Source organism: Victivallaceae bacterium (assembly GCA_036659455.1).
In the GTDB taxonomy this organism is placed as follows: domain Bacteria; phylum Chlamydiota; class Chlamydiia; order Chlamydiales; family Chlamydiaceae; genus JAVXCN01.
The window spans coordinates 845,664-860,506 of the sequence record JAVXCN010000001.1; the positions used below are offsets into that span (position 1 = coordinate 845,664).

At 40.4% G+C, this 14,843-nt stretch carries 9 protein-coding genes, 1 tRNA gene and 2 rRNA genes; 7 read left to right on the forward strand and 5 right to left on the reverse strand.

Annotation, left to right across the window (positions count from 1 at the left end):
• Window positions 1-38: 38 nt before the first annotated feature.
• The gene (locus RSA43_03955; GenBank protein ID MEG2496434.1) at window positions 39-1,244 is read left to right on the forward strand and encodes a bifunctional 3,4-dihydroxy-2-butanone-4-phosphate synthase/GTP cyclohydrolase II; all 1,206 of its coding nucleotides are present in this window, start codon (window positions 39-41) and stop codon (window positions 1,242-1,244) included.
• Window positions 1,245-1,265: 21 nt separating this feature from the next.
• Window positions 1,266-1,751, forward strand: a complete 486-nt coding sequence (ribH, locus tag RSA43_03960; GenBank protein MEG2496435.1) for a 6,7-dimethyl-8-ribityllumazine synthase — start codon at window positions 1,266-1,268, stop codon at window positions 1,749-1,751.
• An 18-nt stretch (window positions 1,752-1,769) separates the two neighbouring features.
• Here ribH and RSA43_03965 read toward each other — a convergent pair whose 3' ends face one another.
• A complete protein-coding gene (locus RSA43_03965) occupies window positions 1,770-3,137 on the reverse strand; it encodes a hypothetical protein (protein MEG2496436.1) in 1,368 nt (455 codons plus the stop codon).
• Between the two features lie 257 nt (window positions 3,138-3,394).
• Here RSA43_03965 and RSA43_03970 point away from each other — a divergent pair, with 257 nt between their 5' ends.
• From RSA43_03970 to RSA43_03980, 3 genes are all read left to right on the forward strand, one after another.
• On the forward strand, window positions 3,395-4,063 hold the full coding sequence (locus RSA43_03970) for a hypothetical protein (GenBank protein MEG2496437.1): 669 nt from the start codon (window positions 3,395-3,397) through the stop codon (window positions 4,061-4,063).
• A 121-nt stretch (window positions 4,064-4,184) separates the two neighbouring features.
• Window positions 4,185-5,555 (forward strand): amino acid carrier protein, encoded by a 1,371-nt coding sequence (locus tag RSA43_03975; protein MEG2496438.1) that lies wholly within the window; start codon window positions 4,185-4,187, stop codon window positions 5,553-5,555.
• A 98-nt stretch (window positions 5,556-5,653) separates the two neighbouring features.
• Window positions 5,654-6,103 carry a YbhB/YbcL family Raf kinase inhibitor-like protein gene (locus RSA43_03980; GenBank protein ID MEG2496439.1) on the forward strand — a complete coding sequence of 150 codons (450 nt, stop codon included), beginning with the start codon at window positions 5,654-5,656 and terminating at the stop codon, window positions 6,101-6,103.
• Window positions 6,104-6,105: 2 nt separating this feature from the next.
• Here the strand turns inward: RSA43_03980 and RSA43_03985 are convergent, their stop codons facing one another.
• From RSA43_03985 to RSA43_04000, 4 genes are all read right to left on the reverse strand, one after another.
• A complete protein-coding gene (locus RSA43_03985; protein ID MEG2496440.1) occupies window positions 6,106-6,738 on the reverse strand; it encodes an SET domain-containing protein in 633 nt (210 codons plus the stop codon).
• A gap of 47 nt (window positions 6,739-6,785) precedes the next feature.
• On the reverse strand, window positions 6,786-7,592 hold the full coding sequence (locus RSA43_03990) for an MBL fold metallo-hydrolase (GenBank protein ID MEG2496441.1): 807 nt from the start codon (window positions 7,590-7,592) through the stop codon (window positions 6,786-6,788).
• 4 nt (window positions 7,593-7,596) lie between these two features.
• Window positions 7,597-9,870 (reverse strand): DNA translocase FtsK 4TM domain-containing protein, encoded by a 2,274-nt coding sequence (locus RSA43_03995; GenBank protein ID MEG2496442.1) that lies wholly within the window; start codon window positions 9,868-9,870, stop codon window positions 7,597-7,599.
• An 84-nt stretch (window positions 9,871-9,954) separates the two neighbouring features.
• Window positions 9,955-10,028 (reverse strand) — tRNA-His (locus RSA43_04000).
• A gap of 432 nt (window positions 10,029-10,460) precedes the next feature.
• Between RSA43_04000 and RSA43_04005 the strand changes: the two genes are divergently transcribed.
• A 16S ribosomal RNA gene (locus RSA43_04005) occupies window positions 10,461-12,009 on the forward strand.
• A 235-nt stretch (window positions 12,010-12,244) separates the two neighbouring features.
• Window positions 12,245-14,843 (forward strand): 23S ribosomal RNA (locus RSA43_04010); the annotation flags it as partial.

Below are 14,843 nucleotides of genomic sequence, written 5' to 3' on the forward strand. Positions count from 1 at the left end.
TGATATTCTGTCCCCTTATTTTATTTTAGTGTCAATGAATGGATGGATTTTCTTCTTTAGGAGATGTTCTTGAGGCTCTCAACAGGGGTGACTTTATTCTGATAGTGGATGATCCCAACAGAGAGAATGAAGGGGATTTGATGATTGCCGCCGAAAAGGTAACGACGGAAAAGATGTCGTTTCTTCTTCAACATACCAGCGGAGTCGTTTGTACTGCTATGGATGCCGCAAGTCTAAAGCGTCTCGAAATTCCTTTAATGGTTCCCGAAAGCAGCGATCGATTCAAAACAAGATTTACCATATCCGTCGATGCGGCAAAAGGTGTGACTACGGGGGTATCGGCTTCCGATAGAGGAAAAACGGCTCGTTTATTAGCAGACCCCGAAAGTCTTCCGGTTGATTTTGTTAGGCCCGGACATTTATTTCCTCTTAAGGCTACTGAAGGCGGTGTTTTGAAAAGGACCGGTCATACCGAAGCGGCTGTTGATCTAACTCGTTTGGCGGGGATCAACCCTTGTTGTGTTATAGCAGAGGTTGTCAATCCCGATTACTCTATTGCTCGTTTAGATGATCTCAGAATTTTTTCCCGGCAATATTCAATTCCGATCACTTCTATTGACGAACTTGTTCGATTCCGAAGAAAATCGGAAGTTTTGGTTAAGCGAATTTCATCGTCTCGTTTGCCTACGCGTTTCGGAGAATTTATTATTCATGTTTATGAATCATTAATTGACAACGTACAACATCTGGCTGTGGTTAAGGGGGATGTTTATGAGAAACAAAATGTTATGGTTCGTGTTCATTCCGAATGTTTAACCGGTGACATTCTGTTATCTACTCGATGCGATTGCGGTAATCAACTCGAATCCTCTTTACAAATTATATCCAATATAGGCGGAGGAGTCGTCGTATATTTGAGAGGACAGGAAGGAAGAGGAATCGGCTTAGGACATAAGATTCAGGCTTATGCTCTTCAGGATTTAGGCTTGGATACCGTAGAAGCCAACCTTGAATTAGGCTTACTTGTAGATTCGCGGGAATATGGAATAGGAGCCCAGATTTTAGCTGATTTGGGTTTAACGACTATTCGACTTTTAACGAACAATCCTGCGAAGTACAGTGGTTTATCCGGATTCGGCTTGAAAATCGTTGAAAGAGTCGCTCTTCCGGTAGTACTTAATGATGAAAATACAAAGTATTTAGAAACAAAAAAAAACAAATTAGGACATTGGTTAAATATTTAAAAGTATAACCGGACAAAGAATATGGATAAATTTGATTTGAAAAATCGGGTAGCGGAGGGAAATTATCTAGCGGAAGGATTATCGATTGGTATAGTCGCTTCTAAATTTAATTATCCGGTTGTAAAGCTTTTGATAGAAGGAGCAAGTAGCGGATTTGTACAACACGGAGGAAAGATTCAAGATCTTTCGGTTGTAAAAGTTCCCGGTGCTTTTGAAATTTCGGTGACAGTTAAGAAGTTGCTGCAAAGTGATAGACGTCTTGATGCAATTGTTTGTTTAGGAGCTGTTATTAAAGGAGAAACTCAACACTTTGAACATGTTTGTAATCAAGTAGCTGCAGGAATTCATTCCTTATCTTTGGAATTTGTTATCCCGATTACTTTTTCCATTCTTACGACAATGACTGCGGAAGAAGCTTTTGCTCGCGCAGGGGTTAAGGGCGCCAACTTAGGTTACGAAGGTATAAAGACAGCTATAGAGATGGCTAATCTATTCAAAACGTTGTAGGCCGATTGATAAAGTCTACTAGACAATGAGATTTACCTGCCCGTTGGCATGAATTCTGATGCTGAATTCTTTATGGTTAAGATCGATTTCGTTATAAGAACTTAAAGCATCTTCAAAATGCAATTCCGTGTCCGTTTCCAGGAGATTCTTTGTTTTCATATCATTATAGGTTAATAACGTCTGAGAAAAGATTTTAAGTGTGGAGGCAATGACCTCTTTTCGATTATTATCTTCTATTACCAAACGAGAAGACAGACTTTTGATTAAGTCCGAAAGACCCTTCATATTTAACTTTTTAGGGGTGTCCGCATGGAAACAATGAGCGATAAAAACTTTGGCTTCAAGTTCGGAAAGTTTTGAAAAGCCTTCTTTCAGGAATATTCCATCGGATGATTTCTCCTCACAACCGACTAAAACAGCTATTCGAGTCAAAGCTTCATCGATTTTATTCGTAGGATCAAATCCGAAAGATTTAGCCTTAGAGGATAAATAATAGTAATATGCGACTTTTGCTCCGTAATCTTTTAGTAAACGATTAGCTTGAATAAAGGAGGAAAAATCTTTGTAAAAAACAGCATCACAGCCGAATTGTCCACAAGCGCTCAAAAAATAAAGAGATAAATCGACTGAGGCAAGCACGGGATCATTGACCGAGTTTAATTTTTCCCAAGCAAAGAACGATTCAGTTAAATTAAAGACGTTGGGATAATCGATTATGTGACCGACTTGCTGCAGATAAGTTTTTAAATGTTCAGACAAACGAGCATAAGAAGGAGCCAGTTCGGGAAATCTGTTAAGAACTTGAAATGCCTTTTTTCGGAAAACCGATTCATTGTCTTCCCTGAAATAAGGTTGAAAAATCTGACGTGCTTTTAAAGAGTTGCCTATCCTTCTAAAGATAACCGCACTTTCAAAAAATCTGACACTTTGCTCTTTCCCTGATTGAATACTCAAAGAAGCCGACAATTGCTTGAAATATTTGTGTATGGATATAAATTGCTTGAAGGGTAGGACTGCTCCTTCCTGCAGAGACAATAATGAATTATAGGCTGTTTTCGAGCCGTCCAAAATTAGGTTGAGATAAGCTAAACTTCTAATAGCTTCATCGAATTCCGGAGATTGTTTATTGAATAGATCTAAAGAAAAGCATAGCCGATGTTTTTCTCTGGATTCGGGAATGTTCAAAGGTATCAGAGAATATTGAGAATCGGCTAACCATAAGAGCTCCGGATATTCTCGAAGTTTTTCCTCCACCCATTGTTCGGAACCTATCTTTACAAACAAATTCTTGCTAAAGCTAGGGGTCTTCGCCTGAGATAGAACGGAAAAGGACGAAAAGGCTAATAGGAGGATTACAAATCCGGCGACTCGTTGTTTCAGCAACATCTATTCAGTCTCCTCTCGTCTTTTTTATAGAATAAGCGTCATTCATAACAAAAATTCCAATATCAAATCAACCTTAGAAAAACAAGAATGTTTTCATTTAAATGTATTAATTTTTTTGGATATTTGCAGAATTTTTCCTTTAAGTTATAATACGAGTATATTTCCTTTTTAATTTAGGTATTGTCCTTTAATTAAGCAGGATTTTTTTAAAGCCCATATCGGATTGTTCATCGTTGTGTTAGTGTTGGTTTTAAAGTATGGATAAGATTAAGATGTGGTTAATGTGTGCGTTTTTGTTCGGCGCGGCATTGGCACCGGTTTCTTCGAATGCAATGAGTTTATTTTTAAGAAGAAAGAAAAAATCTTCTAATGAGCAAGTGATGCCTTTGCAAGAAAAACAGTCGGTGCAAAGATCTGCCGGATTTTTTTCTAAAAAAAAGATAAAGCCGCGAGTGCTTCCCAGGACCTTGAGAAAGAGTAAGACGAAAGAGGCTATGATGCTCCCTCAAAATTTTAAGAAATATACCGAACCGCTAACTTCACAGGATGAGCAGGATATAAGATATGTCGTGTCTTCTTGTGCGAATAAATCTTCTTTGGGTATTGCCATGTCGCAATCCGAAATAATGGCCGCTCTCGGAAGAATTCAGAGTTTGCATCCCTTCAACTTTCTTGAGAGTATTCATTCGGACTCAAAATTGAAAAGCGAATTTATTGAAATGCAAAATCGCAGTTGGATCTGGAATCTTTTCATTTCTAGACTTAAAGAGATCTTTGCGTCCGTGAAGGCAAAGGGGCTTTTTTTAGATAAAGACATAGCCGATTTTGCTGCGTCCATCGGTATGGAAACGGAAGTCATTTCTTCTCTGATAGATAAAGGTCTTTGGGATGATCTAATTAATTTATATCTAAATCAGATTTCTTAATATTTTTTTATCTATTATAGATACCCTCTTTATGTGATGACATCATTTAGATGATCTAATTTCTTGTTTTGTGTTAATATTTTTGGACGGTTTGTCTTACTGAACACGTTTGGAGGTGTTGATGTTCGGTTTCCTTGTCAATTTTAACGATATATTGACTTTCTATGTACTCTTCCCGATGTTATTGATTTTAGGTGGGATTCTAACTTGGAAATTCAGAGGTATGCAATTTCGAGGATTGGGTGCCAGTTGTCGTTTTTTGACGACCGGAGCTATGCATTCGTCCGGCCAAGATCATGAAATTTCAAGATATGAGTCGATTACCGCCGTTTTGGCGGGTAATTTAGGAACGGGTAATATTGCCGGAATTGCAGTAGCTCTTACTACCGGAGGGCCGGGAGCTTTGGTCTGGATGTGGGTAGCGGCTTTTTTTGGCGGAATCGTGCAATTTGCCGGTTCTTATCTCGGTTGCAAATATCGTTATCTGAAAAAAGAACAATATATCGGAGGACCTATCGGTTGTTTATTCAATGCACTGAATAGCCGAAAATTGGCCTGTTTATTCTGTTTTTTCACTATTACGACTGCTTTTTTGGCAGGCAATATGATGCAGATGAATTGTATCGTTTTATCTGCCGTAGATATCATTGATACCAACGCTAAAATCAGTATTTTCATTCTGGGGCTTTTCATCATGGTCCCTGTTTGGATGGTTTTGATTAAGGGAGGTAACGGGATTGCAAGATTCTCTTCCAGAATAGTTCCCTTTATAGCGATTATTTATTTGTCGGGTTGTTGCTATGTAATCATTAAGCATATCGATCAGTTATTACCCGTTTTGCGTTATGTTTTCTCTTCCGTATTCGGAGTGAAAGCAGGTGTTTCCGGTGTTGCAGGTTATACTCTATCCCGTGTTTTATCCACCGGAATGAACAGAGCTATATTGGCTACCGACTGTGGGAGTGGTGTAGTATCGCTATTACAATCAAATAGTAATACTAAAAATCCTGTAATAGATGGCTTGGTGACTTTGTTTCCCCCGATGGTTGTTATGACGGTTTGTACTGTTACCGGATTGGCTTTGTTGGTTTCCGGAGCCTATCCGCATTCAGGGGCGTTAAGTGCCTCAATGGTTCGATGGGCTTTTGTGAAAGCAGCGGGCCCTTGCATAGGTTCCTTATCGGTATTCTCTGTTATGATTCTGTTTGGATATACGACTATTTTAGCCTGGTTTTCCTGTGCTGAAAAAAGTCTATCCTTCTTATCCGATAATATTTTTTGGCATAAATGCCTTAAAATTTTGTATATCGGGATAGTTCCTTTCGGAGGATTTTTAGGGACGAAATTTATTTGGGTATTATCCGACTTGAGTTTTATCGGTATGGTGACATTGAATTTGTATGCCGTTTTAAGATTATTGAAAGATGTATTTGAGTTAAAACATCCTTTAGCTGAACTTTCACCCGTCGATTCTACGGCAGTTATTGATTAATCGAATTCGTTTCGGAATGACCGTATATGAATTTCTTTGTTTTTTATGTTTCTCACCTGTTATAACGAGGAGTCTGAAGTTTATAAAAAGGTTTTCGGATGTTGCTGAAAAGTGAATTCTTTAAAGAGGGCGGTAATATTCCTGCCAAGTATACTTGCCAAGGCATAGATATCAGCCCTCCCTTAATTTTTGAAGAAATTCCTGACAATACTTTGAGTCTGGCTCTTCTTATGGAAGATCCGGATGTTCCTTTGAATCTTAGGAAAGATGGGTTATGGGTACATTGGATTTTATATAATCTCGATGCGCAGATGACTTTTCTAGAAGAAGGCGAAAAAAACGGTGTTTGTGGTTTTAATACGGGGGGGACTTTGGGATATATGGGACCATGTCCGCCTGATCGCAAACACAGGTATTTTTTTACTCTTTATGCTCTGGATCGATTAACCGATTTTCAGGAGGGGTTATCCAGGTCCGAATTTTTACAATTAATCGAACCTCATGTTATCGAAAAAAGTGTGTTAATGGGCACTTATGAGAAATTTTAAGATTATTTAGGAGTTAACTCAGGGAATTTTTTACGGTGTTTCCAATATAATGGTCCATAGTGGTAAGTGATTTCTTCTCCCACCGTAATGTCTTTCGTTGCTCGGATAATTACTCTAAAAATTCCGTTATGAAATACTCCGATTGACTCAGCGTTCGGGTTATCACTGTGATTGATGAACCGAGTTAAATTTCCGGATTCTTCACTGTCAATGGTCAGATGATTCAATGAGATAAATGGTAGCGGATAACGGAAACAGTAATCATTTTCATCTTTCCAAAAGACTTTTCTCGGTCTTAAAATTCCTGCATATTCTCCGATAAACTGCCATTTTGCGATCCTATCTTTTGCAAAAACACCATATCCGATATGCGGACCGGTCCAGCAAAGAGCCAAAGAGTTCATTAATTGCCCGATTAAATCTTTTTTATGAAATTTACCGAGCCATAACGCTAAAGGATCAATAAGTCCTTTGGTATACGCTTTAGCATAAAGTTTTTTTACTTTACGCTCGGTTTTCCAATTAATGTATTTTAGGGACGGAATAAATTTAAAGTTCAGTAATTTTTCGATTCTTTCAATGGATAGCTCTTTGGTTTCCAGGACATTGTTATTGAAAGAGAGTTTAATTTTCACGTTAAATGCAGATTGTAGTCTTATCCTTTCGGAAGTCAAATCCTATTTCAATCGAAGAAGTTTTTCAATGCTTTTTCGTTAGAACATTCAAAATAGCAAGGCAATGAAATTGTATGTTGTTCCGCAATGGTAATTTTGATAGGAAGTTCTTTAGTATAGCTTAAAACGGTTTCAAGAGCTTTTTTTCTAGAGTTGCATTCCTCCGAAAGATGAGCTAGGTAGACTTGTCGTAATTGCGGACCCGCAATGATTTGAAGTATTTTTCCGCAATCTTCATTAGATAAATGACCCATCTTACTGAGAATTCTGTTTTTATGAACAGTAGATCTGTTGCTATTATGTACCATAGCGACATCGTGATTTGATTCGAGATAGAGATAATCGCATCCTAAAAGTCCTTGTTTCACGGGAGGAGTAATATGTCCCAAATCCGTACAAATGCCTATTTTAAATTTTCCGGTTTCAATAACGAATCCGACTGGATCTATTGCATCATGACAAGTGTTGAAACTTTTAATTCGAAGATCTCGAAAATCGAAATATGAACCAGTAGAAAATATTTTAAACTTAGGTAAAAAATCCAGTTGATTGTACACCGCTTGTGCGGTTTCCAAATTGGTTATGACGGGTACATCGAAAGCTTTGATGAAAGTTTTTAATCCGGAAATGTGATCCCAATGTTCATGAGAAATAAAGACGGCGTCGATTTCTTCGGGAACAACGGCAATTGCTTGTAACCGTTCGATTAAACCAGTTTTGGTTATTCCGAGATCGATAAGGATTTTGGTATTTTCGATACCTAAGTAGAGACAGTTGCCTTTAGATCCGGAAGCAAGGGGACAAAATCCTATCATTGTTTCAATTTTCGTTTAACCGGCCGATAATTTTTCTGGGTTTTGCTCCCTCAGAGGGTCCAATAATTCCGGCCGATTCAAGTTGATCCATCAGACTTGCGGCTCTTGCATAGCCGATGCGTAATTTCCTCTGAAGGAAAGTTGTTGAGGCATTTCCGGTGGACAATACGATTCCCGTAGCCTCACGGAATAAAGGATCACTACTTGATGGATCTTTTACTTCATCAAAAGAACGTTCAAAGGAAGGTATGATATATTCCAACGGCATTTTTGAGCATAGATCTTTGATAATTTTATTTATATCCTCATCTTTAACATAAGCACCTTGGGCTCTGATTGTACCGAAATGATTAGGTGCCAATAAGAGCATGTCTCCGTTCCCCATCAAATTTTCGGCTCCAGGCTCATCTATAATGATTTGGCTATTGACGCGATTCGAAACCTTAAAAGATATTCTTGACGGAAAATTGGCTTTGATAAGTCCCGTAATTACTTCTCTTGAAGGTCTTTGAGTAGCTAAAATCATGTGGATGCCGACTGCACGAGCCATTTGAGCAATACGGATAATTGGTGTTTCCATATCTTGAGAAGAAGATAATAGAAGATCGGCCAGTTCATCGATTATTCCCACAATGAAAGGAAATTTTTTCGGAATATCCGGATGTTCTTCCAGGTCTTCTTGAGACAATTGTCTTGCATTGAAGGATTGAATGTTGCGTAAACCTAACCGACGGAGTATTTCATATCTTCGCTCCATTTCCTTAACTAACCAGGTTAAAGCATTGTGTGCTGCGTATCCCTCGGTAATGACTGGAGATAACATATGAGGAAGTTTCGAATAACCGGTTAATTCCACTTTTTTAGGATCTATAATCATTAAACGTATATCGGAAGGAAAGGAAGTCATAATAATAGACATTATAATCGTGTTTATGCAAACGGATTTTCCCGAACCGGTTGTTCCTGCAATGATTAAGTGAGGCATTGAAGCGAGATCCGTCCAAAGATTGTCTCCGTTAGCTTTTTTTCCTAAAAGTAAAGGGATCTGAAGTTTTTGAGATTGTTTAAGATAATTTTCTAAAAGTTCTCGAAATTCAACGGATTGAGGACGTGGATTGGGAATCTCTATTCCTACGGCAGCTTTCCCGGGAATAGGGGCGATGATGCGAATGCTCGAAGCTTGGAGATTAAGCGCAATATCGCTTTCTAGGGCTTTTATTTTTTGAACCTTTACTCCTGCCTGAGGTAGTACTTCAAATGCCGTTAATGTAGGACCCGAACAAATAGCTCCCAACCCGACTTCAATTCCGAATTTGGCCAAAGTCTCTTTGAGTATTATAGCTTGTTTTTCCAGAAATGCTTTATTTGAAGAAATGTCCGGCGCATTATTTTTTGATAATAGAGTGTGTAGCGGTAAAGGAGTTGTCGAATTCCGGAACTGAGAAACGGTTGTATTTTTGGAATCCTTGATCTGTAGCATTTCAGGTGAATACGGTAAGCGATTTTGAGGATGCGGAGGGTTATCGCTAGCGGATGAATTTAAAGGCGATTTCGTTTTTAAAATCGGCTCGGATTTCGGAGATTTTTCTGAGCCTATCGTCTTTATACAATCCGTTTTCGGAAAATATTGGTTTTTAGAGATTTTTTTTTTAATCTTAATAATTAGATTTTTGATTTTTTCTTTATTTTTAAAATATTTTTTTATGTTTATTTGTTTAATTCCTGACCAATTAATGGGTTTAGGCTCAATGAAATAAATAAGGGACGTAATACAAAAAGAAGAAAAAAGACAAATCGATCCCAGCTCACCCAGAAGTTTTTTAAGAGATAAAGAAGAACGTACCGAACTTTGACCCGAATAGATGATGTGAAAAGGGACTCCACCTAAACAATAATGAGTTTTGTATCTAAAGATCTTGTTATTCAGATAATCGGGAAGAGCATGGATAGTGTCCGGAATTGAAAGAATAAGGTTTAACGAGACTAGAAAGATCAAGAAGTACACGCTTTTTCTTTTAATCTTTGAATCGATCTCTCCTAGGATTAACTGAAAGATTAGCCAACATAGAAAACCGGGAATCATTAAAGCGGCTATTCCAAATAAATATACAAGAGAATAACTCAAAGCACCGCCGAAAGTTCCGATCCAGTTTTTGTCAAAAGACAAGGTAAGGTCGAAGCTAATCAAGCTTAGGATCGAAAATCCTGATAATAAAAGAAGAGTGAGTATTTTAAATACACGGGGCATTCTGAAGGGGGAAAATAAAGATTTTCTCATCGGCATACGGATCATTTATGTTTTATGATCTTTTTATACCAGTGAATTCAAAAGAAAAAAAGAATGTTTTAAATCAGTGAAGAGGGCGAACGACGGGACTTGAACCCGCGGCCTCTGGAACCACAATCCAATGCTCTAACCAACTGAGCTACGTTCGCCATAGAAATCGAGCAACCGAATATACAAAAAACGGTTATAAAGAATCCATAAAGAAGTACATTGGAAGTACATTGATCGAATCTCAAATTCCGTTTTCAAGATTTATAACGACGGATTCGATGTTGTTATTTGAACCGAATTTATGAAACAAAAAAGACTCTTCAGAGAGGGACATGGCATGTTTTTATAAAAAACACAAGTTTTCATAAAAAGCCATTGTATTAAAATAAGGCTTTTCAGTAGTATCTTGCTTTCTCGTTGAGTGGAATACACGCTAAATGAGAAAGATAGCGACTCCTGAGAGGGTCGTTTTCCGCGAATCTTAGGGTTAGCGGAAATTTCTTGATAATGCAAATAAGATAGAATACAAGCCAGTATATTATGCTTGTGGGTTTTTTAAATAAAACCCGTTAATTTTTATAGTTTAATTTTTTTCTGAGAATTTGATCTTGGTTCAGATTGAACGCTGGCGGCGTGGATGAGGCATGCAAGTCGAACGGGGCAATAACTTCGGTTATTGTTTAGTGGCGGAAGGGTTAGTAATACATAGATAACCTGCCTTCAACTTGGGAATAACGGCTGGAAACGGTCGCTAATACCGAATGTGGCGTAATTGGGCATCCAATAACGTTAAAGCAGGGGACTTTAGGGCCTTGCGGTTGATGAGGGGTCTATGGGATATCAGCTTGTTGGTGAGGTAAAGGCTCACCAAGGCTATGACGTCTAGGCGGATTGAGAGATTGATCGCCAACACTGGGACTGAGACACTGCCCAGACTCTTACGGGAGGCTGCAGTCGAGAATCTTTCGCAATGGGCGAAAGCCTGACGAAGCGACGCCGCGTGTGTGATGAAGGCTCTAGGGTTGTAAAGCACTTTCGCTTGGGAACAAGAACGGTCGGCTAATATCCGACTAATTTGAGCGTACTAGGTAAAGAAGCACCGGCTAACTCCGTGCCAGCAGCTGCGGTAATACGGAGGGTGCAAGCGTTAATCGGATTTATTGGGCGTAAAGGGCGTGTAGGCGGAAAGGTAAGTTAGTTGTTAAATCTTAGAGCTCAACTCTAAGTCAGCATCTAATACTATCTATCTAGAGGACAGATGGAGAAAAGGGAATTCCACGTGTAGCGGTGAAATGCGTAGATATGTGGAAGAACACCGGTGGCGAAGGCGCTTTTCTAATTTGGACCTGACGCTGAGGCGCGAAAGCAAGGGGAGCAAACAGGATTAGATACCCTGGTAGTCCTTGCTGTAAACGATGCACACTTGATGTGAGTGGAATCAACCCCACTCGTGTCGTAGCTAACGCGTTAAGTGTGCCGCCTGAGGAGTACACTCGCAAGGGTGAAACTCAAAAGAATTGACGGGGGCCCGCACAAGCAGTGGAGCATGTGGTTTAATTCGATGCAACGCGAAGAACCTTACCTGGGTTTGACATGTATTTGACAGTAACAGAAATGTTATCTTCCGTAAGGACAAATACACAGGTGCTGCATGGCTGTCGTCAGCTCGTGCCGTGAGGTGTTGGGTTAAGTCCCGCAACGAGCGCAACCCTTATCACTAGTTGCCAACATTTAAGGTGGGAACTCTAGTGAGACTGCCTGGGTTAACCAGGAGGAAGGCGAGGATGACGTCAAGTCAGCATGGCCCTTATGTCCAGGGCTACACACGTGCTACAATGGCTAATACAGAAGGTTGCTAAGCCGCAAGGCGGAGCAAATCCCCAAAGTTAGCCCCAGTTCGGATTGTAATCTGCAACTCGATTACATGAAGTTGGAATTGCTAGTAATGGCGCGTCAGCTATAGCGCCGTGAATACGTTCCCGGGCCTTGTACACACCGCCCGTCACATCATGGGAGTTGGTTTCACCTTAAATCACTGACTCAACCGCAAGGAGAGAGGTGCCCAAGGTGAGGCTGATGACTGGGATGAAGTCGTAACAAGGTAGCCCTACCGGAAGGTGGGGCTGGATCACCTCCTTTTAAGGACAAGGATAATCGATTTTTAAATAAATCGGTTTGACTAGGTTGAACAAGTGTGATGTATTTGATTTGTATTCTGTCTTTTTCGCATTCTCAAGAATAGATTTCTAATTGACTAAATGATATGTTATTAAAATAAATAGTATATAAGTATTTTCACATACAATAATTGACGTTTAAGAATATTATGTTTACGGTGAAAAGTTAACTTATATGGATCAATCAAAGAAACATAAACCAAGTTATTAAGAGCTGTTGGTGGATGCCTTGGCATTGATAGGCGATGAAGGACGTGTGTACCTGCGATAATTTTCGGGGAGCTGGTAAAAAGCTTAGATCCGGAAGTTTCCGAATGGGGAAACCCGATGAAATGAAAGTTTCATCATTATATGTTGAATACATAGACATATGAAGCGATACCTGCTGAACTGAAACATCTTAGTAAGCAGAGGAAAAGAAATCAAAAGAGATTCCCGAAGTAGCGGCGAGCGAAACGGGATCAGCCCAAACCTTGAATTTATTCGAGGTGTTGTAGGGTCGATAATATGGGATTTCAATTTTTTTAGTCGAATACATCTGGAAAGTTGAACGATACGGGGTGATAGTCCCTTAGACGAAAAGAAAATGAACCTTATTCGATACCTGAGTAGGGCCGGACACGTGAAACCCGGTCTGAATCTGGGGAGACCACTCTCCAAGGCTAAATACTAATCAATGACCTATAGTGAACCAGTACTGTGAAGGAAAGGTGAAAAGAACCCCTGTTAGGGGAGTGAAATAGAACCTGAAACCAGCAGCTTATAAGCGGTCGAAGATCTATTCCTTTTTTTTAAAAAGGAAGATTGACGGCGTGCCTTTTGCATGATGAGCCAGGGAGTTATGTTAGACGGCGAGGTTAAGGGATTTACATTCTGGAGCCGAAGCGAAAGCGAGTTTTAAAAAGCGAATAGTCGTTTAATGTAGACACGAAACCAAGTGATCTATTTATGACCAGGTTGAAGCGGGGGTAAGACTTCGTGGAGGACCGAACCAGTACATGTTGAAAAATGTTTGGATGAGTTGTGAATAGGGGTGAAAGGCCAATCAAACTTGGAGATATCTTGTTCTCTCCGAAATAACTTTAGGGTTAGCCTCGGATATTAATTCTTTGGGGGTAGAGCACTGAATTTTAGCGGGGGTCTACCGACCTACCAACGGAAATCAAACTCCGAATACCAAAGATGAGTCCGGGAGATAGACAGTGGGGGCTAAGCTTCATTGTCGAGAGGGGAACAGCCCAGATCGCCGATTAAGGCCCCAAATTTTATGCTAAGTGAGTAAGGAAGTAGCGGTTCTAAGACAGTTGGAATGTTGGCTTAGAGGCAGCAATCATTTAAAGAGTGCGTAACAGCTCACCAATCGAGAACCACTGCACCGATAATATACGGGACTAAGCATAGAGCCGACATCGCGGGTGTGTAATTTTTTTACACGCGGTAGGAGAGCGTAGTATTCAGCACTGAAGGTATATCGTAAGAAGTACTGGAGCGGATACTAGTGATGATCCATGGCATAAGTAAACGATAAAGGGAGTGAAAATCTCCCTCGCCGTAAGCCCAAGGTTTCCAGGGTAAAGCTCGTCTTCCCTGGGTTAGTCGGCCCCTAAGTCGAGGTGGAAACACGTAGACGATGGAGTAACAGGTTAAATATTCCTGTACCGCCTAAAGCTATAGCGATGGAATGACGGAGTAAGTTAAGCACGCGGACTGTTGGATATGTCCGTAAGACAATGAGATCGGTTAGTAGGTAAATCCGCTAACATAAGATTGGGTTGTTTTCAAGGGGAATCTACGGAGGAACCGATGGTGTGGCGCGAGGCTTTCAAGAAATAATTTCTAGCTGCTGATGGTGACCGTACCAAAACCGACACAGGTGGGCGAGATGAGTATTCTAAGGCGCGCGAGATAACTTTCGTTAAGGAACTCGGCAAATTATCCCCGTAACTTCGGGAGAAGGGGAGCCTTTTGAGGTAATTACACTAGCTGTATGAGCCTCGGGAGGCCGCAGAGAAATGGCCCAAGCGACTGTTTAGCAAAAACACAGCACTATGCAAACCTCTAGGGGAAGTATATGGTGTGACGCCTGCCCAATGCCAAAAGGTTAAAGGGATTTGTCAGCCGTAAGGCGAAGCATTGAACCCAAGCCCTGGTGAATGGCCGCCGTAACTATAACGGTGCTAAGGTAGCGAAATTCCTTGTCGGGTAAGTTCCGACCTGCACGAATGGTGTAACGATTTGGGCACTGTCTCAACGAAAGACTCGGTGAAATTGTAGTAGCAGTGAAGATGCTGTTTACCTGCAAAAGGACGAAAAGACCCCGTGAACCTTTACTGTACTTTGGTATTGGCTTTTGATTTGTTATGTGTAGAATAGCCGGGAGACTATGAACATTCTTCGTTAGGAGAGTGGGAGTCGCCGTTGAAATACCGGTCTTAACAAGTTGAGAATCTAACGTTAACTCCATGAATCTGGAGAACGGACATTGCCAGACGGGCAGTTTTACTGGGGCGGTATCCTCCTAAAGAGTAACGGAGGAGCGCAATGCTTATTTCATCGTGGTTGGCAATCACGAGTAGAGCGTAAAGGTATAAAATAGGTTGACTGTGAGACTTACAAGTCGAACAGAGACGAAAGTCGGCCTTAGTGATCCGGCGGTGGAAAGTGGAATCGCCGTCGCTTAACGGATAAAAGGTACTCCGGGGATAACAGGCTAATCGCCACCAAGAGTTCATATCGACGTGGCGGTTTGGCACCTCGATGTCGGCTCATCGCATCCTGGGGCTGGAGAAGGTCCCA